The sequence below is a fragment of the Bacillus sp. NPDC094064 genome (assembly GCF_050279585.1).
In the GTDB taxonomy this organism is placed as follows: domain Bacteria; phylum Bacillota; class Bacilli; order Bacillales; family Bacillaceae_G; genus Bacillus_A.
This window is the reverse complement of sequence record NZ_JBNNUI010000002.1, coordinates 210,321-230,245: the sequence shown is the minus strand read 5'-3', so window position 1 is coordinate 230,245 and position 19,925 is coordinate 210,321. Positions and strand designations below refer to the sequence as shown.

General features: G+C 37.5%; 23 protein-coding genes and 1 other annotated feature. Of the genes, 3 read left to right on the top strand and 20 right to left on the bottom strand.

Features of this window, described 5'->3' with window-relative positions; all coding sequences use genetic code 11:
• From hisI to ACQKNI_RS05705, 17 genes are all read right to left on the bottom strand, one after another.
• On the bottom strand, window positions 1-306 hold the full coding sequence (gene hisI, locus ACQKNI_RS05785) for a phosphoribosyl-AMP cyclohydrolase (protein ID WP_427282258.1): 306 nt from the start codon (window positions 304-306) through the stop codon (window positions 1-3).
• Window positions 303-1,061 (bottom strand): imidazole glycerol phosphate synthase subunit HisF, encoded by a 759-nt coding sequence (gene hisF, locus ACQKNI_RS05780; RefSeq protein WP_088231662.1) that lies wholly within the window; start codon window positions 1,059-1,061, stop codon window positions 303-305. Before hisF ends, hisI begins: the two co-directional genes overlap by 4 nt.
• Window positions 1,055-1,774, bottom strand: coding sequence for a 1-(5-phosphoribosyl)-5-[(5-phosphoribosylamino)methylideneamino]imidazole-4-carboxamide isomerase (gene hisA / locus ACQKNI_RS05775; RefSeq protein WP_098252621.1), 720 nt, complete (start codon window positions 1,772-1,774; stop codon window positions 1,055-1,057). The genes hisF and hisA overlap by 7 nt, the downstream gene beginning before the upstream one ends.
• Window positions 1,747-2,376 carry an imidazole glycerol phosphate synthase subunit HisH gene (hisH, locus tag ACQKNI_RS05770; RefSeq protein WP_098945674.1) on the bottom strand — a complete coding sequence of 210 codons (630 nt, stop codon included), beginning with the start codon at window positions 2,374-2,376 and terminating at the stop codon, window positions 1,747-1,749. The genes hisA and hisH overlap by 28 nt, the downstream gene beginning before the upstream one ends.
• Complete coding sequence (gene hisB, locus ACQKNI_RS05765) at window positions 2,377-2,961, bottom strand: imidazoleglycerol-phosphate dehydratase HisB (RefSeq protein WP_088231665.1); 585 nt, start codon at window positions 2,959-2,961, stop codon at window positions 2,377-2,379.
• Entirely contained in the window at window positions 2,961-4,250 is a 1,290-nt protein-coding gene (gene hisD / locus ACQKNI_RS05760) for a histidinol dehydrogenase (RefSeq protein WP_088231666.1), read from the bottom strand. The genes hisB and hisD overlap by 1 nt, the downstream gene beginning before the upstream one ends.
• Before the next feature lie 10 nt (window positions 4,251-4,260).
• Window positions 4,261-4,896 carry an ATP phosphoribosyltransferase gene (gene hisG / locus ACQKNI_RS05755; RefSeq protein ID WP_088231667.1) on the bottom strand — a complete coding sequence of 212 codons (636 nt, stop codon included), beginning with the start codon at window positions 4,894-4,896 and terminating at the stop codon, window positions 4,261-4,263.
• Window positions 4,872-6,134 carry an ATP phosphoribosyltransferase regulatory subunit gene (locus ACQKNI_RS05750; RefSeq protein WP_088231668.1) on the bottom strand — a complete coding sequence of 421 codons (1,263 nt, stop codon included), beginning with the start codon at window positions 6,132-6,134 and terminating at the stop codon, window positions 4,872-4,874. The genes hisG and ACQKNI_RS05750 overlap by 25 nt, the downstream gene beginning before the upstream one ends.
• Window positions 6,135-6,443: 309 nt before the next feature.
• Entirely contained in the window at window positions 6,444-7,025 is a 582-nt protein-coding gene (gene leuD, locus ACQKNI_RS05745; RefSeq protein WP_088231669.1) for a 3-isopropylmalate dehydratase small subunit, read from the bottom strand.
• On the bottom strand, window positions 7,003-8,397 hold the full coding sequence (leuC, locus tag ACQKNI_RS05740) for a 3-isopropylmalate dehydratase large subunit (RefSeq protein ID WP_088231670.1): 1,395 nt from the start codon (window positions 8,395-8,397) through the stop codon (window positions 7,003-7,005). Before leuC ends, leuD begins: the two co-directional genes overlap by 23 nt.
• Window positions 8,397-9,461: a 3-isopropylmalate dehydrogenase gene (leuB, locus tag ACQKNI_RS05735; RefSeq protein WP_088231671.1), complete on the bottom strand. Its 1,065-nt coding sequence runs from the start codon at window positions 9,459-9,461 to the stop codon at window positions 8,397-8,399. The genes leuC and leuB overlap by 1 nt, the downstream gene beginning before the upstream one ends.
• A gap of 77 nt (window positions 9,462-9,538) precedes the next feature.
• Complete coding sequence (gene leuA / locus ACQKNI_RS05730) at window positions 9,539-11,059, bottom strand: 2-isopropylmalate synthase (protein WP_088231672.1); 1,521 nt, start codon at window positions 11,057-11,059, stop codon at window positions 9,539-9,541.
• A 1-nt stretch (window position 11,060) separates the two neighbouring features.
• On the bottom strand, window positions 11,061-12,071 hold the full coding sequence (gene ilvC, locus ACQKNI_RS05725) for a ketol-acid reductoisomerase (protein ID WP_088231673.1): 1,011 nt from the start codon (window positions 12,069-12,071) through the stop codon (window positions 11,061-11,063).
• Window positions 12,072-12,097: 26 nt separating this feature from the next.
• Window positions 12,098-12,607, bottom strand: a complete 510-nt coding sequence (gene ilvN / locus ACQKNI_RS05720) for an acetolactate synthase small subunit (protein WP_088231674.1) — start codon at window positions 12,605-12,607, stop codon at window positions 12,098-12,100.
• Complete coding sequence (gene ilvB / locus ACQKNI_RS05715; RefSeq protein WP_088231675.1) at window positions 12,604-14,304, bottom strand: acetolactate synthase large subunit; 1,701 nt, start codon at window positions 14,302-14,304, stop codon at window positions 12,604-12,606. Before ilvB ends, ilvN begins: the two co-directional genes overlap by 4 nt.
• Before the next feature lie 72 nt (window positions 14,305-14,376).
• Window positions 14,377-14,603 (bottom strand) — a binding site (T-box leader).
• 16 nt (window positions 14,604-14,619) lie between these two features.
• Entirely contained in the window at window positions 14,620-15,516 is an 897-nt protein-coding gene (gene ilvE, locus ACQKNI_RS05710) for a branched-chain-amino-acid transaminase (protein WP_088231676.1), read from the bottom strand.
• A gap of 141 nt (window positions 15,517-15,657) precedes the next feature.
• Window positions 15,658-15,873 carry a hypothetical protein gene (locus ACQKNI_RS05705; protein ID WP_088231677.1) on the bottom strand — a complete coding sequence of 72 codons (216 nt, stop codon included), beginning with the start codon at window positions 15,871-15,873 and terminating at the stop codon, window positions 15,658-15,660.
• Between the two features lie 59 nt (window positions 15,874-15,932).
• Here ACQKNI_RS05705 and ACQKNI_RS05700 point away from each other — a divergent pair, with 59 nt between their 5' ends.
• On the top strand, window positions 15,933-16,172 hold the full coding sequence (locus ACQKNI_RS05700) for a DUF3911 family protein (RefSeq protein ID WP_088231678.1): 240 nt from the start codon (window positions 15,933-15,935) through the stop codon (window positions 16,170-16,172).
• A gap of 86 nt (window positions 16,173-16,258) precedes the next feature.
• Window positions 16,259-16,498, top strand: a complete 240-nt coding sequence (locus ACQKNI_RS05695) for a YkuS family protein (RefSeq protein ID WP_140417420.1) — start codon at window positions 16,259-16,261, stop codon at window positions 16,496-16,498.
• 354 nt (window positions 16,499-16,852) lie between these two features.
• Here the strand turns inward: ACQKNI_RS05695 and ACQKNI_RS05690 are convergent, their stop codons facing one another.
• Both ACQKNI_RS05690 and ytfJ read right to left on the bottom strand, forming a co-directional pair.
• Window positions 16,853-16,942 (bottom strand): hypothetical protein, encoded by a 90-nt coding sequence (locus ACQKNI_RS05690; protein WP_000608227.1) that lies wholly within the window; start codon window positions 16,940-16,942, stop codon window positions 16,853-16,855.
• Between the two features lie 114 nt (window positions 16,943-17,056).
• Window positions 17,057-17,518, bottom strand: coding sequence for a GerW family sporulation protein (ytfJ, locus tag ACQKNI_RS05685; RefSeq protein WP_088231681.1), 462 nt, complete (start codon window positions 17,516-17,518; stop codon window positions 17,057-17,059).
• Between the two features lie 291 nt (window positions 17,519-17,809).
• On the opposite strand from ytfJ, the gene ACQKNI_RS05680 reads away from it, so the two are divergent.
• Window positions 17,810-18,178: an imidazole glycerol phosphate synthase gene (locus ACQKNI_RS05680; RefSeq protein WP_098252619.1), complete on the top strand. Its 369-nt coding sequence runs from the start codon at window positions 17,810-17,812 to the stop codon at window positions 18,176-18,178.
• Window positions 18,179-18,212: 34 nt separating this feature from the next.
• Here ACQKNI_RS05680 and ACQKNI_RS05675 read toward each other — a convergent pair whose 3' ends face one another.
• On the bottom strand, window positions 18,213-19,556 hold the full coding sequence (locus tag ACQKNI_RS05675) for a TrkH family potassium uptake protein (RefSeq protein WP_088231683.1): 1,344 nt from the start codon (window positions 19,554-19,556) through the stop codon (window positions 18,213-18,215).
• Window positions 19,557-19,925: the final 369 nt, after the last annotated feature.

Genomic DNA, 19,925 nt, shown 5'->3' with positions numbered 1-19,925 from the left:
CTATATAATTTTGTAATGAAAACACGTTTTCTCTCCCGTATGACAAGCAGGTCCTACTTGCTTTACGACAACAACGATTGAATCTTGATCACAGTCTAAATACAAGGATTGAACATATTGGACGTTTCCGGATGTACCTCCTTTATTCCATAACGATTGTCTCGAACGGGAATAAAACCACGTTTTTTTCGTTTTTAGTGTTTTTTCATACGCTTCTTCATTCATATAAGCTAGCATTAAAACTTCTTTCGTATCTTCTTCGATTACAACTGCTGGTAGTAATCCTTTTGAAAAGTTAGGTTTCATAGCCGCACCTCAACGTTAGCTTCTTTTAACTTTCTCTTTACACTCTGTACAGTTTCCTCACCATAGTGAAAGATGGATGCCGCTAATGCTGCGTCAACTGTTGTCTTTTGAAAGACTTCTATAATGTGATCAGTATGACCGCATCCACCTGATGCGATGACTGGAACGGAAACACTTTTTGAAATTTCTTCTGTTAAACGAAGATCATATCCATTTTTCGTTCCATCTGCATCCATACTCGTTAACAAAATTTCACCTGTTCCTAGATCGGTAACGTGCTTCGCCCACTCTATTGCATCCATTCCCGTATCAACTCTTCCTCCGTTCACGTATACATTCCACCTATCTTCCGCTACTTTTCTAGCATCAATTGCTGTGACAATACATTGTGAGCCAAAATGTTCTGCCCCTTCCTGAATTAGCCTTGGATTTCGTACAGCTGCTGAATTAATTGAAATTTTATCAGCACCACATCTTAGCAAATTGTATATATCTTGAACATTAGAAATCCCTCCGCCGACTGTAAGAGGAATAAATACTTTTGAGGCCGTTTTTTCTACCACATCTAGAATCGTTTTTCTTCCTTCGTGCGTCGCAGTAATATCTAAAAATACAATTTCATCTGCTCCCGCATCATTATATAAAGCGGCTATTTCGACAGGATCACCAACGTCTTGTAATCCGATAAAATTCACACCCTTTACGACTCTCCCCTCTTTCACATCTAGACATGGAATAATTCGTTTCGCTAACATAACTTCGTTACCTGTAACACTTCTTCTAAATCAATCGTTTTCTCATAAAGTGCCTTTCCAATTATGACGCCATAAATGTTCATATCATTTAATTTTTTCACATCTTGAATTGATGCCACTCCTCCAGAAGCAATAAGACGAATATCAACACTGTTTTGTAATGACTCCAATTGCTCAAAATTCGGTCCTGCAAGCGTCCCGTCTTTCGAAATATCCGTAAATACAAGTGTTTGAACACCCAAATTTTTCATCTGTTTCGCTAAATCAATGTAAGAAATTTCAGATACATCGAGCCAGCCCCTCGTTGCTACGAAACCATTTTTCGCATCAATTCCGACGATGATTTTCTCTTCATATAGACGAATTGCTTCTTCTAAAAATGACTTATCATATAGAGCAGCTGTTCCTAAAATCACTTTATCTACACCGACTACTAATAACTTCTCCACTGCTGCGAGTGATCGAACCCCTCCTCCAACTTGCACAGGAATACGTATCGCCCTGCATATTCTTTCAATAACGGACAAATTTAATGACTCTCCAGCAATTGCACCATCTAAATCAACAATGTGTAGCATTTTCGCTCCAAGTTTTTCAAATATGATCGCTTGCGCAACCGGATCTTCATTCATGACAGTTTCTTTACTAAACTCTCCTTGATAAAGTCTAACGCATCGTCCTTCTTTTAAATCGATAGCTGGGAAAATTTCCATTCTTCTACCACTCCTTTAAAATTCTTTAAGATGCGTATTCCAATTTCTCCACTTTTTTCAGGGTGAAACTGTGCACCAAATACATTTCCTTTCGCCACAAAACCAGGTACTCGCACTCCATATTCACTTGCCCCGCATACAATTTCATCTGGACAATCTGCATAGTAAGAATGAACATAATATACGAAGGGACTATCTTCTATCCCGTTCCAAAGCGGAAACTCCCTTTCTTTCGTTAATTCATTCCACCCCATATGCGGGATTTTATAAGGAACTTTTAACTTCCGAATAACACCAGGCAATAAATGTAACCCACTACATTCTTTTAATTCCTCACTTTTTTCAAATAAAAGCTGCATTCCTAAGCAAATGCCCAGAAGTGGTTTTCCTGAATTTCCAACTTCTCTTAACACACGTACTAGATCTTTCTCTTCCAATACGTCCATCGCTTTCGGAAATGCACCTACTCCTGGCAAAATAACTCCATCACTTCTCAGTATTTCTTCCTTATCACTCGTTACGACATACTCTGCTCCAACATATTTTAATGCTTGTTCTACACTACGAATATTTCCCATTCCATAATCTATAATGGCAATCAATTACAACATCCCCTTCGTTGAATTTACACCAGTAATATTGATATTTTTATCGACTGCCTCTCTAAGCGCTCGACCAAACGCTTTAAATAACGCTTCAATTTTGTGATGTGTATTACTTCCGTATAAAATGCGAGCATGTAACGTAATATTGGCAGCATGAGCAACTGCCCTAAAAAATTCTTCTGTTAATTCTGTATCGAAATCGCCTAGTTTTGGATTTGTTAATTCTCCTTGAAACACGATATAGGAGCGCCCGCTTATATCAATTGCAACAAACCCTAAAGACTCATCCATCGGTACATATGCCGATCCATACCTATTAATCCCTTCTTTATTTTGCAATGCTTCTTTCAAACAAGTTCCAAGTACAATTCCAACATCTTCAACTGTATGATGAGCGTCAACAAATACATCCCCTTCCGCTTCAACTTGCAAACCAAATCTTCCATGCCTTGCAAACAAAGTTAGCATATGATCAAAGAAACCCACTCCCGTTTGCACAGAAACATTCGTGCTTTTATCAAGCTGCAAACTTAGTTTAATTTTTGTTTCTGTCGTCTCACGTACTTGACTGGACTCACGCATTATTCTTCCTCCTCAAATCTAATTTGGATTGCTCTCGCATGCGCATGTAAACCTTCTTTATTTGCTAGTTCTACAATATGATGTTGTACACTCTTTAACGCTTCTTCTGTATAAGAAACAAAGCTTGACTTTTTCACGAAATCATCGACTGATAACGGAGAAAAAAATCTTGCCGTTCCACTTGTCGGTAATACGTGATTCGGTCCGGCCAAATAATCACCGAGCGGTTCAGGAGCATATGGTCCAAGGAAAATAGAACCCGCATGCTTTACATACGCTAGAGCATTTATCGGGTCTTTTATGTGTAACTCTAAATGTTCGGGAGCAATTTCATTTGATAATTGGAACGCCTTTTCTAAAGATGAAACAACACAAATTGCTCCATTTCTTTTTATAGCCCCACGAGCAATCTCACTTCTTGGTAATGTCCCTAACTGTCTCTCAATCTCTCTTTCTACTCCTTTTGCTAGCTCTATATTCGTTGTAATGCAAATTGCTGTTGCTCTTACGTCATGTTCTGCTTGCGATAATAAATCCGCAGCGATATATTTGGCGTTTCCTGTTTCATCAGCGATAACTACAATTTCTGATGGCCCAGCAATCATATCTATATTTACTATTCCGTATACTTCTCGCTTCGCTAGAGCAACATACAAATTTCCCGGCCCAACTATTTTATCTACTTTCGGAATCGATTCCGTTCCGTATGCTAAAGCTGCGATCGCTTGGGCACCACCAGCCATATAAATTTCATCTACCCCCGCAATGTTTGCAGCAACTAATATATGTGGATCAATTCCACCTTCTCTCGGCGGTGTTACCATTATAATTTTTTTCACACCAGCGATTTTGGCTGGCAATACATTCATTAGTACAGATGAAGGATAAGAAGCAGTCCCGCCCGGCACATATACACCTACATTTTCTAACGGTCGAAGAAGCTGCCCTCTAATTATCCCTTCACTCACGCAGTCAAACGTCGATTGCTTCTTTTGCTTTTCGTGATAGGAAACAATGTTTCTCTTCGCTTCTTGTAACGCTTCTAAAAAAGACTGTTCCACTAACATACTTGCTTTTTTTATTTCTTCCTCACTTACACGAAAATTTGTAACCTCCACATCGTCAAACTTTTTGGTGTATAAAGATAAAGCCTCATCTTTACTCTCTCTTATGTTTTGAACAATTTCTCTAACATTCCTTTGAACAGTTTCTTCTATTATATTAGCTCTTTCCCTTAGCACTTTTATTTTGGTTACTGCCTCTTTGAAATCTTCATAAATGATTTCCATTTCAATCCTCCTATTTCTCTGACAAAATTTCTTTCTCCATCATATTTATAATGCTGAATATTTCGTCTTTTTTAGTTTTTAAGGCTGCCTTATTTACAATCATTCGAGCTGATATTGTGCACATTTCCTCAAATACAATTAACCCGTTTTCTTGTAATGTTTTTCCTGTTTCAACAATATCCACAATTGCGTCTGCCAAACCAAGAAGCGGAGCGATTTCTACAGAGCCTTCTATTTTAATAATTTCTATATCTTCTCCTTTACCATGAAAATAAGTAGAGGTAAGGTTCGGGTATTTCGTAGCAATTCGTTTCTTGCGGTAACTCTTCGGATTATATGTAGGGATAGAAGCGACACAAAATTTACATACACCCACTCCTAAATCCAACATTTCATAAATATCTTTCTCGTTTTCCATTAAAATATCTTTTCCAACAACACCAATATCAGCCACGCCATGTTCTACATACGTAGCAACATCTACCGCTTTCACTAAAATAAAGGAAATATTTGTATTCTTACTTTGAAAGACAAGCTTTCGCCCTTTATCTTTAAGCTCTGAACAATCAATTCCAATTTGCTCAAACAATGGAATCACATGCTTTTCTAGTCTTCCTTTCGTTAACGCAATTTGAATGTTACGCATGAAGTCTCCCCTTCTTTCTGAACGACCCATTTCTCTTTCCATACATATTCCACTAATGATTCATTCCTTGCCTCAACGACCGTTACGATTTTATTTTTTCTTGCAAATTGAAAGGTGTCGTTTAAATTAGAGAATAGAGATAACCTAGCATTCTTTCCATCCTTTCGAAGTAAAGTTCGTAATCTTTCTGCTTCCGCTAATCTATTTAACTCATAATGAATCATAATATCTATTCGCTCTCGTTCATACGATACTTGCTGCTCTTGCAATGCCTTAACTATTTGATTTACTTGCACCGCGAGTCCAACCGCTGACACCATCTCTCCAAAATTGCCAATTAATTCATCGTATCTTCCGCCACTCACAATTTCTTCTCCAATTTCATATATATACCCTTTGAAAATAACACCCGTATAATAATCCAAATGTTGGATCATCCCTAAATCAATGGATATGTAAGGTCCATATCCTAATTTTTCAATCGCTTCATATATCTCTTTCACTCTTGCAATGGCCATTTTCATTTCATGACTTGAGGCAAGTTTTTCTGCTTCCTCTATAACCTCTAAATTCCCAAATAACCTTGGTAACTTCTCAAGTAATCTTACCGTTTCATCACTCCGATTTAATTTCTTTTCTCTAATAAAATTTGAGAGGGCAGCATAATTTTTACTCTCAATATATGTTCTAAGTACTCTTTCTTCTTCATCACAAATGGAGAGCTTTTTTACAATACACTTATATAGCTCTACTTGCCCGATTTCGATTGTAAAAGATTGTACCTTCAATTTTTGTAGTGCTTGCATTACGCTTATCACACATTCAATTTCAGCTCTTACATTATCGATCCCGATAATTTCAATACCACTTTGTACAATTTCATTATATTTTCCAGACAGAGACTCATTCGCCCGAAATACATTTCCACTATACGTCAGTTTAAGCGGAGTGTCCCACCTCTGCGTTCCAATTACCCTCGCTAAAGGGATTGTCATATCTGGGCGCAAAACAATAATTCTTCCTTTTTCATCAAAAAATTTATACATCTTCTCTTCATCTATCGGCCGATTTTGAAAAGCAAACACATCATAAAACTCAATTGTAGGTGTCCTTATTTCCTCATAGCCTCTCTCTAAAAACGTACGCCTTAAATTTTGTTCCACTTCCTCGATTAACGTACACTCTTCAAATAAATAATCTCTCGTTCCATTCGGATTTGCCCTCTTCCACTTTGTCATCTAAATTCTCACACCTTTCCCTTTCTAATGTATGCCTATTTCATTCACCTAAACCGAAAATAAAAAGAGTCTTGTAGACAAAATACCTACAAGACTCTTTTAGTAGAGTGTAGGTACAATGGGAATAACCCTTGTACCTACACGTTTTCACGCTAGGTTCAAGGGTTTCATGTATGATGATGTAGTTGTGTAAGCATTTTAATAGATTGCACGATATTCATAATACTTACTCCCTTTCTCCTCTGATTTTCACATAGTATATAACAGTTAATTCTGAATGTAAATACATTTTTAGTATTCCGTTATCTCTTAATATACAGCTATTTTTCTTTCATACTCTTCAATTTCTTGTCCGTATTGCATTGTAATGCTGATTTCATCTAAGCCATTTACTAATTTTTCTTTCCACATTTTCTCAATCTTAAAATGGAATCTGTGTGTGTTCGTAATAATTACTTCATTCTCTAAATCAATCTCTATTTGCTCTCTCGCATCCGTCTTAGCAAGTTGTTCACGCATATCTTTATCCATCACAATCGGTAACATGCCATTCTTCATACAATTCATATAAAAAATATCTGCAAATCCACCCGCGATAATAACACGAAAACCATAATCAGCAAGTGCCCACGGAGCATGTTCTCTTGAAGAACCACACCCGAAATTATCCCCAGTAATTAATATACTAGCTCCTTTTCTTTCTTGTGCATTAAGCGGAAAATTAGGGTTTTCATGACGGTTATTATCATATCGCCATTCATCAAATAAAAACTTTCCAAACCCGGTTCTTTCAATCCTCTTTAAATATTGCTTCGGAATAATTTGATCTGTATCAATATTATCATTCATCAGTACTGCAGCAGTCCCCCTATGAATACGAAATGGCTCCATCATAACTCTCCTTCCTAATATCAACAAAATGACCGTATAAAGCAGCCGCTGCCGCCATTGCTGGGCTAACTAAATGCGTTCGCGCTCCTTTTCCTTGTCTTCCTTCAAAATTACGATTTGAAGTAGATGCACAATGTTCTCCTTCAGGTACTTGATCTGGATTCATTCCTAGACACATTGAACATCCTGGCTCTCTCCATTCAAATCCCGCCTCTTCAAATATGCGATGTAATCCTTTATGCATCGCCGCTTCTCTTACCCTTTGAGATCCAGGTACAACGAGTGCCCGCACACCTTCTTTTACCTTTTTACCTTTCACGACAGATGCGGCAATTTCTAAATCAGAAAGCCTGGAATTTGTACAAGATCCAATGAAAACATGCTGAACTGGAATGTCATACGTACTTTGTCCCGGACTTAATCCCATATAAGAAAATGCTCTTTCATCATTTGCATCATGTTTTTCTGGCAATTTTTCATCAATACGAACACCCATACTCGGATTTGTTCCCCACGTAACGTATGGCGCTAAATCCGTCACGTCTATCAAAATATGTAAATCATAAGTCGCATCTGAATCTGTATAAAGTTCCGACCATTTTTTCTTAATAGATTCATAGTTTTTCGGCGCATATTTACGTCCTTTTACGTAAGAAAATGTTTTTTCATCTGGGGCAATAATACCAGCCTTTGCGCCCCCTTCAATTGCCATATTGCAAAGTGTCATCCTTTCTTCCATATCCATAGCATGAATGGTCTCTCCGTAAAATTCCATTACGTAACCTGTTCCAACTGCTACACCGTGCTTTGAAAGGAGGTGCAAAATAATATCTTTAGCATAAACACCTTGCGGTAACTTTCCTTTTAACTCAATGCCCATTGCTTTCGGCTTTCGTTGCCACAGCGTTTGCGTTGCTAATACATGTTCCACTTCACTCGTACCAATACCAAATGCTAGCGCGCCGAAAGCACCATGCGTTGCTGTATGACTATCGCCACAAACAATCGTTTTCCCAGGTTGTGTAAGTCCAAGTTCCGGCCCAATAACATGAACAATCCCCTGTTCTTCATCACCAATATCCGCTAATGGCACCTGAAATTGTTTACAGTTTTCACGGAGTGTATCTAATTGCTGCTTCGCAATATGATCTGTAATATTCCAAACATCTTTCGTTGGAATATTATGATCCATCGTTGCAAACGTTAATTCCGGTCTCCGAACAGCTCTATTTGCAAGCCGCAGGCCTTCAAAGGCCTGCGGTGACGTTACTTCATGAACGAGATGAAGATCTATATATAATAAATCCAATCCATTTTCGTTTGTCGCAACTACGTGTCTTTCCCAAAGCTTATCTAGTAACCTTTTCCCCATTATCGTCCTCTCCCTACTAGTGCTTGCTCTTCCATTTCTTGCATAACCGCCTTCGTAAATGAAGTTGTCGTCTCATCTCCCCCGATATCTGCTGTACATTTTCCTGATTTAAGAACTGCAGAAATTGCCTCCTCAATCGCATACCCTTCTCGCGTTAATCCAAATGATTGCCCAAGCATCATTGCAACAGAACGCATCATCGCAATTGGATTTGCTTTATTTTTCCCAGCAATATCCGGTGCTGATCCGTGAATAGGCTCGTATAATGAAGGGCCATTTTCAGCATGACTTGCTGATGGTAACATCCCTAGTGATCCAGCTAATACAGAAGCTTCATCACTTAAAATATCACCAAATAAATTTTCGGTTACAATTACATCAAAACGTCCAGGATTACGAATTAACTCCATAGCAGCTGCATCTACTAAAATATGCTCTAATTCAACATGAGGATAACGAAGAGCTACTTCTTCCGTAACAGTTCTCCATAATTTACTAGATTCTAAAACATTCGCCTTATCAATAGACGTTACTTTTTTCTCTCTCTTACTCGCTAATTGAAAAGCATAAGAAACGATACGTTCAATTTCATGGCGATGATACGTAAGTGTATCTGTTGCTACTTCGTCCGTTCGTTCTTTCGGATAAGAAAAATAAATACCACCTGTTAATTCACGAACGACAACGAAATCAATTTCGTCAGCATTTTTTAATGGCGATAAATGTGCAGTTGCGCTTTCTACCGTTACAGGTCGAACATTCGCAAATACACCAAGTCCTTTTCTTAAAGCTAATAATCCTTTCTCCGGCCTTTCTTTCGCACTATCCCAACGAGGTCCACCAACTGCTCCAAGTAAAACCGCATCACTCGCTAAACAGGCGGCAAGCGTCCGCTGTGGTAGTGGCTGACCGGTCAAATCGATAGCAGCACCGCCAAAGTACTCCTCTTGCAAATGAAATTGATGTCCATATAGCCTTTCTACCATATGCAATACTGCCTTCGCACTTTCCATAATTTCCGGACCAACACCATCACCAGCTAAACAAACAATACGTTTTTTCAATGTAAACACTCCTTTTAACTGAATTTTCAGAACTTTAATTTGATAGATGAGGAAAGTTCCCCTCACCTATCAAACACTTACTTTACAAGTGATATATAAGATTTTAATTTCCCTGCTGCATGGACATAAGCTCTCGCCGACGCTTCCAATACGTCTTGTGCAACTCCAAAACCTGATACTTGATGAGTTCCTTCTTTTAATTCAACATGAACATGAGCCAGTGCGTCTTGACCTTGTGTAATAGATTGTATGCGATAATCCGCCAATTCACATTCTAACCCTAAAATTCTTTGGATTGCATTATAAATTGCCTCAATACTACCAGAACCAGTAGCTGCATCTTCGTATACATTTCCTTCCTCATCTTTTAGTACGACTGTCGCGCATTGTGTACTATTTGAGACGAAATGTACTTGCAATTGTTTAATGTTATATTGCTGCGCCGCAAATGCTGCTTCACCAAGCATAAGTGCACGTAAATCTTCTTCCGTAATTTCCTTTTTGCGATCTGCTAATGTTTTAAATGCTTCAAATACCGTATCGCGCTCTTCATTTGTAAACTCATAACCAAGTTCTTTCATTTTTTCCGTAAACGCATGACGCCCAGAATGTTTACCAAGTACAAATAAGTTTTGAGATTCTCCTATAAGTGACGGCTCAATAATTTCATATGTCGTTACTTCCTTTAAAACACCATCTTGATGAATACCTGATTCGTGAGCAAATGCGTTCGCTCCAACGATTGCTTTATTTTTCGGTACAACCATACCTGTTAAACGACTTACTAACGTACTCGTCGATTTAATTTCTTTTAGTGTCATAGAAGACTCCGCTTTATAGAAATCTTTTCTAATATGAAGAGCAACTGCGACCTCTTCTAGCGCCGCATTCCCTGCTCTTTCTCCAATTCCGTTAATTGTTCCTTCTACTTGCAATGCTCCACCTTCAACCGCAGCTAACGAATTTGCTACCGCCATTCCAAGATCATCATGACAATGACAAGAGAAAATTGCTTTTTCATAGGACGGAACAGATTCTTGTAAATATTTAAATAGAGAATAGTATTCTTCTGGATTCGTATATCCCACTGTATCTGGAATATTGATTACATTCGCTCCTGCTCCAATTGCAACTTCTACTGCTTCAGCTAAAAATGCTCTTGAAGTTCTTGTCGCATCTTCTGCTGAAAATTGTACAGTTGGAAATAATGATTTCCCAAGCGTAACCGAGCGATAAATGGTATCTAACACATCTTCTTTCGACATACAAAGTTTATACTTCATATGAATATCACTCGTAGCTAAAAATACGTGTAGACGAGGAGATACAGCACCTTTCACAGCTTCATATGCTCTTCGAATATCACTTTCTTTCGCTCTAGCTAAACTCATAACTGTAGCATTTTGAATAGTATTCGCAATTCGTTTTACTGACTGAAAATCTCCTTCAGAAGCTGCTGCGAATCCGGCCTCCATTACATTAATACCAAGTCTCTCTAGTTGCCTTGCAATCTGTAATTTCTCTTGTTCATTTAAATTAACTCCTGGTGATTGTTCGCCATCACGAAGCGTCGTATCCATGAACAAAATCTGCTTCATATTATTTAATCCCTACCTTTACTCGCGGTTGTACGAAAGGCATCATTTCACGTAATTTACGTCCAACTACTTCGATTTCATGTTCATTTTCTTTCTCATTTGTCGCCTGGAAATTTGGTCTTCCTGCTTTATGCTCTGCAATCCAGCCTTTTGCAAATGTACCATCTTGAATTTCTGCTAGTACCTCACCCATCGCTTTCTTCGTATCTTCAGTCACAACACGTGGTCCTGATACGAAGTCTCCCCACTGCGCTGTATCTGAAACTGAATATCTCATATTTTCAAGCCCACCTTCATACATAAGGTCAACAATGAGTTTCAGCTCATGTAAACATTCAAAATATGCCAGTTCAGGCTGATATCCTGCATCGACTAACGTTTCAAATCCTGCTTTTACAAGTGCAGTTACCCCACCGCAAAGTACAGCTTGCTCTCCAAATAAGTCTGTTTCTGTTTCTTCTTTAAACGTCGTTTCTAATACACCAGCTCTCGTCGCTCCAATTCCATCAGCATAAGAAAGTGCCTTTTCAGTCGCAACTCCTGTTGCATCTTGATATACTGCAAATAGTGCTGGAACAGCTCCGCCCTCAACAAACGTACGGCGCACTAAATGTCCTGGACCTTTCGGCGCCACTAGAAATACATCTACATTCGCTGGTGGCTTTACTTGATCAAAGTGAACATTAAATCCGTGTGCGAAAACGAGGGAATTTCCTGCCTGTAAATTTGGTGCAATTTCCGCTTCATATACTTCCGGCTGCAGTTCATCTGGTAGTAAGATCATTACTACATCAGCTTTTTCCGCCGCTTCTGCTACTGTATATACAGAAAACCCATCTTCTTTTGCTTTATCCCAAGACTTCCCTTTTCTTAAACCTACTACTACATCAAATCCGTTATCACGTAAGTTTTGCGCATGCGCATGACCTTGTGAACCATATCCGATAATTGCTACTTTCTTTTCCTTTAATACATTTACCGTTACGTCTTTTTCATAATAAACTTTTGCCATTTTCTTTTCCCCCTATATTTAAATGATTATTGAATTAACATAACTTGCTTATCTTGTTTTTTCATACTACGTGTAAAGGCTGTTACACCTGTTCTAGCAATTTCTTTCAAACCGTATGGTCGAAGTAATTCAATTAAAGCTTCTACTTTATCCTGTGTACCTGTTACTTGCACAACTATGGAATCCTTCCCAACATCTATTACAGTGGCTCGAAATGGTTCAATTAAGCTATATAATTCCGCCCTTGCTACAGAAGTTGCTACTTTAATAAGAGCAAGCTCTCTAGCAATCATCGCTTCTTCTGTAATATCTGATACTTTCAGAACATCGATTTGCTTATGCAGTTGTTTAATTAACTGCTCAACTTGCTGTTCACTTTCAACATGTACAACAATTGTCATCCGCGAAATGTCCGACGATTCCGTATGCCCTACTGAAATACTTTCAATATTAAAATGCCTTCTTGTCATAACACCTGTAATTCGGTTTAACACACCACTTTGATTTCGGACTGTCGCTGTAACAATTCTCTTCACCTTTTTTCCACTCCCTCCATTTGGTGAACACCTTTCCCTGGTGCAACCATTGGCATAACCTTCTCAGATTGAAGTACACGGCAATCAATTACGACTGGTTCTTGTAATGCAATCGCATGTTTCAATTGCTTCTTTGCAAGAAGTGGATCATCAATACGAACCCCTTTTATACCATACGCATTCGCAAGAGCGACGAAATCTGGTTGACATGGCAATAAAGAATGTGAATACCTTTGATTATAAAACTCATCTTGCCACTGCCTTACCATTCCTAAAGCTTCATTATTTAAAATAAACACTTTAACCGGCAAAGAATGTTCTTTTAATACACTTAATTCTTGCAATGTCATTTGAAATCCAGCATCACCGACAATTGCAATAACTAGTTCATCAGGCTTTGCAATTTGTGCACCAATTGCTGCTGGAAATCCAAACCCCATCGTTCCTAATCCTCCAGAAGTTACCCATTTATCTGGATCTTTCAACAGATAATATTGCGCTGCCCACATTTGATGTTGCCCAACGTCTGTTGTTACAATCGCTTCTCCTTTCGTAATTTCATATAACATATCAATCGCATATTGAGGTTTAATACTTTCAGAATTCCGCTTGTAAGATAATGGATATTCTTCTTTTCTACTCTTTAATAAAGAAAGCCATTCATGATGATTTTCTTTTTCTCTTTCTGACTGAAGTAATACTTCCAGCGCCCGCTTAGCACTTGCAACAATAGGAATTTCAGTCGGCACATTTTTCCCTATTTCTGCTGGATCAATATCGATATGTGCGACAGTCGCCTCTTTAGCAAAATAAGCTAAATTTCCAGTAAGACGATCATCAAATCTTGCACCTATATTAATCAATAAGTCACATTCATATAACGCCATATTCGCTGTGTAAGAACCATGCATTCCTCCCATTCCTAAAAATAGTTCATCATCTGGTGGAAAACCACCAAGACCAAGTAATGTATGCACAACAGGAATTTCATATTTCCGAGCAAAACTTGTTAATTCTTTTGAGGATTTCGCATGCAATACACCTGCTCCAGCTAAAATTAACGGCTTTTTTGCAACCTTAATTGCTTGTAATAATTTGTTTACTTGAAGTAAGTTCGGTTCATAATTAGGATTGTAACCTGGCAAATCCATTTGTACGTCATTACATCGTTCCCCTTGCTCTACTACCATATCTTTCGGAAGGTCAATAACGACTGGGCCTGGTCGTCCTGTTCTAGCAATATGAAATGCTTCTTTAATAATTCGAGGTAAGTCGGATGCTTTTCGTACTTGGTAATTATGTTTTGTCACCGGCATCGTAAGCCCCATAATATCTGCTTCTTGGAAAGCATCACTTCCAATTAACGTTGTTGCTACTTGCCCTGTAAATACTACAAGTGGCAAGGAATCGATCATTGCGTCAGCTAAACCGGTAATAACATTTGTAGCACCAGGCCCGCTCGTTGCAATGACAACTCCTGGATTTCCAGTAATTCTGGCATATCCTTCAGCAGCATGAATCGCACCTTGCTCATGCCTCGTTAAAATATGCGGAATTTCACAGTCATAAATTGCATCATATAAAGGTAAAACCGCACCTCCTGGATAACCGAAAATCACTTCTACTCCTTCCTTTTCAAGCGCTTCTAACAATAGCTGTGCACCAGTTGCTAGTTTCTCTTCCGTTTTTGAAGACATTTTTCTTATAAGCCCCCTTTTTCACACTTTTATACAATAAAAAAATCCTACGTCCACACTCCAGCTATGTGCTGAAGGGACGAAAGATTTCGCGGTACCACCCTTCTTTGCAAGAATACTCTTGCCTCAGTGACTCGGGATGAGTCTAGCTAATAACGGAGCTACCGTCTAAGCCTAGACAAACGCTTCAGCTTAGCACTCAAGGGCGATGTTCGTCGACGTGAACCATCGGTTTTCAGCAACCACCGACTCTCTGTGAGGCTTCACAATCAACTACTCCTCCCTATCAACGCTTTCTTATGTTATAAAGAGTTATTATCCAACTTTATTTTCTTCGTAAATTTTCTCTCCATCTGCTACAACTAACTTTCGGAATTCTTCTAATAGGCGATTCGTATGTGGACCCGTTTGCCCTAAACCAATCGTTCTACCATCTACTGTCGTAACAGCAATTACTTCAGCAGCCGTTCCTGTTAAAAAGACTTCATCAGCTACATATACATCATGTCTTGTAAATAACTCTTCTCTAACGTCATATCCAAGTTTTTCACCGATTTCTAAAATCGCATTTCGAGTAATACCTTCTAACGCTCCAGCAGAACTTGGTGGTGTAATTAATTTATTTCCTTTTACAATAAATACGTTATCTCCTGATCCTTCAGCTACGTACCCTTGATCATTTAACATAAGTGCTTCTTGCACGCCAGCTAATTTCGCTTCGATGCGAACTAAAATATTATTTAAGTAATTTAAAGATTTTACTTGAGGTGATAAAACATCTGGACGATTTCGGCGCGTTGCAACTGTTACGACCGGAATCCCTTTTTCGTAATATTCTTGTGGAAATAAAGATAATTGTTCTGCGATTACAACTACATTTGGTTTCTTACAAGAATCAGGATCTAATCCAAGATTCCCAGATCCTCTTGATACAACGAGGCGGATATATCCATTAGATAGTTTGTTTTGTCGAATCGTTTCAACAACGATTTTCGTTGCTTCTTCTAACGTATATGGGATTTCTAACATGATGGATTTCGCTGATTCATATAACCGGACAAGATGTTCTCTCAAACGGAAAACATTACCGCTATATACCCTAATTCCTTCGAACACTCCATCGCCATATAAATAACCATGATCATATACTGAAACTTTTGCTTCGTCTTTTGGAACAAATTCTCCATTTAAGAAAATCCATTGCTCGTTCACTGGAAAGCGCCCCCTATGTTCTATGAATTTTTTATTGTTTCCTAGTTTACTCTCCTTTCCAAATAAATCAAGTGAATTTTTAGAAAATTTATAATTTTTATTCGTACGTACATCTTTGATTATATTGATTTAACAACATTGTTAACGGTTACAAAAAGTCAAAAAAATTTTTTCGCCAATTTTCACTAAAAAAAATATTTGTGTAAAAGAAGGAATTTCGTCAATTAATACGAATCTATTGTATTCAATAAACGGACATCCGATTTTACAAATTCGGGAATATATAACGAATTTTGCTGAAAAAGGGGGAAAATAAAAAAAGGAACACTGTTTAAAAATAACATTCATATTTTTCATTCCGGAATCATAATCCTATTTTTAAAAAACAATTTGTCAAAATGAAGGAGGAAATAAATATGGCGTGTGTACAAATTAAAGGAACAAGACAAGAGGTAGTAGAAATGCTACAACTATTCGATCTAATGGATACGAAAGGTTTTTGTAAATTCAATAATTATGTAGAGGTAGAACCAAATACGAAAGAACAAAATAACTTCATTGCTTCAATCGACATTCATTCAAATACTCCTTCTGCCCAAGATACATTAAACGATCAATTCGTTAGTCAAATGCTTACTGGCGTGTATAACGATTAAATAAACATATACTTCCTACCATCTTTCCATAAATATATGCGATGGACTTGCGCATACTAGCAACTAGATGGTAGGAGGTGAGAATTATGGCTAGAATTGGCGTTGAAAACTCATTAACAGATGTTCAACAAGCTCTTCAGCAACAGGGACATGAAGTCGTTACACTTAACTCAGAACATGATGCACAAGGGTGCGATTGTTGTGTTGTAACTGGGCAAGATTCTAATATGATGGGTATTGCAGATGCATCAATAAAAGGATCAGTAATTACAGCCCATGGTTTAACAACTGATGAAATTTGTCAACAAGTTGACAACCGCACTTAAAAAATGAAAGAGGACTCCTTTTAAAAAGGAGTCCTCTTTTTTATATTCACCTAACGGGAAAGTAACATATACTGGATGAAAGCCCTACCTCTCTCTCATCATTACGGCTCCACTGACCGCTCCTTGATTCACTAGTATACATATAAAGCTTACAAATACAATTTATAGGGTTTGTTCACAAAAGTTGTTGATAAAATTACCCGATCTTTCGCAAACTTTTCGTATTGTATTCATAAGAGATATTCACTTTACACTAGCTGTAACCGAGACACGAATTAATATTATAACACCAATACCGAAACACGTCAATATTTTTTTTGCAAATTAAAAACAGACAGTAACGGTTTGTCTGTTTTAGAACGGAGCTTTTTCTTTTATTACATATACAACAAAGCCGCTTACTAACATAAATAAGCCAACTACTAAGTTTTTGATATTAATCATAAATTCCTCTCCCTTATTTCACACATCATATATATTTACATGTCAATTATTCCGATCATCTTAAAGCGCACTTTTTCTAATATATCATAATTCCTAAAAAATGCAAGTTCACTTTTAGCGACCATTTACAAATTTATCCACAGTGCTCGGTACAGTATTTAAAGCTTTTTCAATTAAATGTGTACTACTATTGAGATGCAATACTTGTACACCGTTAGAACCAACCACTAAAAAAGCAACTGGGCTAATAGAAACCCCAGCCCCACTCCCGCCTCCAAATGGATGCCCTTGCTTGTTCTCTTTATGTTGACCTTGTCCACTATTATGTTTTTCGAAAGTAAAATCCCCTTTAAAGTCACTTCCACCAGCACCAAAACCAAAAGCAACTTGAGATACTGTTAATACTACATTTCCGTCAGCTGTTGAAACCGGACTTCCAACAATCGTATTTACATCTACCATCTCTTTTAAATTTGTCATTGCTGTTTTCATTAAATTTTCAATTGGATGTTCCATTATGTACTGCACCCTTTCCTCATTATTCTTTTTTATACTTTCCAAAATAGAGGAAGTCATACTAACTTTTCCTATTTCAAAAAAACAAATTCCATCTTCTAAATGAACATTACTCCCTGTACATGCTCGGATAAAGTGAAACTTTAATCAGTGGGGATGTTTGGCTTTGTTCATCACCCACTGATTATTAACCCTCACCAATCGGGCGTTTACAGGCAGCCGGACTCCTGCCTAACTTTTTCTCCCAAATCGAATTATGAGGTCGGAGTCTTACTGCCCGCAAATAACGGGATAAAAATAAAAAATAAACACATACTACTATTGAACCTTGTTACGAAAGGAGTCATGACTTTGACTGAGAAATTTGATGATTATAAAAGAAGAGATAGAATAGATAGTGACTATAGTGACTATAGTGAAGAATATGCTGCTGAGGTTGCACCACAGCGTATTGATTACGATGACAAAGATCATAAAGACGATGTAAGGTCATCAGCTGCTGGATCAACTGCTGGCTTTATCGCTCTTGCCTTATCTATATTATCACTCTTCACATTCCCAACACTATTTGGCCTTGTTTCTGTGTTACTAGGAATTTACGCTTATAATCGCGGAGCTACTGTAACTGGTAGTATTGCTGCGATTGTCGGTGGTATTGCTGCACTTATCGCGATTTTATTCCGCGTAGCGCTTATCGGTTTATTGTTCTCCCTTTTTTAAAAAGAAAAAGGTATCTCGCTTTTTGCGGGATACCTTATCCTGTAAATACATCTTCCGATGGATATTTAATTTTTTGTTTTGCTGGTCGCGCTAAAGAAAAAACAAGTGTTAATGGTCCAATTAATCCGCAAAACATAACAAACATAATAATACATTTTCCAAACGCCGATAACTTCGCAGTAATCCCCATTGTTAATCCCACTGTACCAAAAGCTGAAATTGTCTCAAATAATAACTGAATAAAACTGAAGTCTTCTGTAAGCATTAATACAAATACCGCTGTAAAAATGAGTATTTGACTGGCAACGACAATTGCTAACGCTCTCGTTACTGTCGCCATTTTAATTGTACGCTGAAATAAAACGATTTCCTCCTTCTTTCTAAAGAAAGAAAGGACAGATGTAATTAAAATAACAAACGTTGTTAATTTAATCCCTCCACCTGTTGATACACTTCCTGCACCAATAAACATTAAAACCATCGTAAATAATATAGTTGATTCTTCCATACCTCCATAGTCAACTGTATTAAATCCAGCTGTCCGAGGTGTAATGCCTTGGAAGAAAGAAGCCCATAATTTTTCACTTAAAGATAGATCCCCTAACGTTTTCACATTATTATATTCCAATACAAAAATCACAATCATTGCTATAACATTTAGTGCTACTGTTCCAATAATCATAATTTTGGAGTGAAGCGATAGTTTTCGAAAACTACGACTATACCATATATCAATTAATACCGTAAATCCGAGGCCTCCTATTACAATTAAGGAACAAATTCCAATATTAATAATAGGATCTCCTACATACCTTGTTAAATTATCTGGCCATAATGCAAATCCCGCATTATTATAGGATGCAATTACATGGAAAACACTATAGTATAAACCTTTTCCAAAACCGAACTCTGGAATAAAGCGGAACGATAAAAAGATGACTCCAATAAGCTCAATACAAATCGAAAATATAAAGACACGCTTTACTAACTTTACAAGACCACCTATATTCGTTTGATTAAATGCTTCTCCAATTAATAATCGGTGACGCAAGCCAATTTTTTTACCTAATACCCAAACAACTAAAATGGCAATCGTCATAAGACCTAGGCCACCTGTTTGAATTAAAAACAGAATAACAATTTCGCCAAACATCGTAAACGTACTTGCAGTATCTACTACTCCTAAACCCGTTACAGTTGCTGCTGACGTTGCCGTAAAGAAAGCATCTACCCAACTAATATGTACTTTCGTTGCGAATGGTAACTTTAATAGCAAACCACCAATGACAATTAAGCAGAAAAAACCTAATGCTAATATTTGCGGTGGGCTTAATCGTATAAAACGATTATACAGCCTTTGTTTTTTTGTTACTTCCATATCACTAACTCCCTTAATATAGTGAACCTTTCCCCTTATACATAAAGGCTTTCAAGAGCCCTCAAATTGTGGGATAAACCTTATATTCTCATAATATAGTTGAGCATAATCCTTTTTTTCATAGATTTCAACTTTTATTTATATTCGGACTTCATTTCATTTTATGACAGGAAACTTTCTATTATAATTCTTCTCACTCTACAACCCTTGCAACAGTAATTTTATATGTATCCTTTTTCAAATCCCCATATCTTTCACTCTATGTTCACACGAGAGTCACATCCACCTTTTATAGTATATGTATCGAAGCTATTCCTCCCTAATTTGTAAGACATTCCCCAGTGTCTTGAATAGCTTCCATCCCTAATT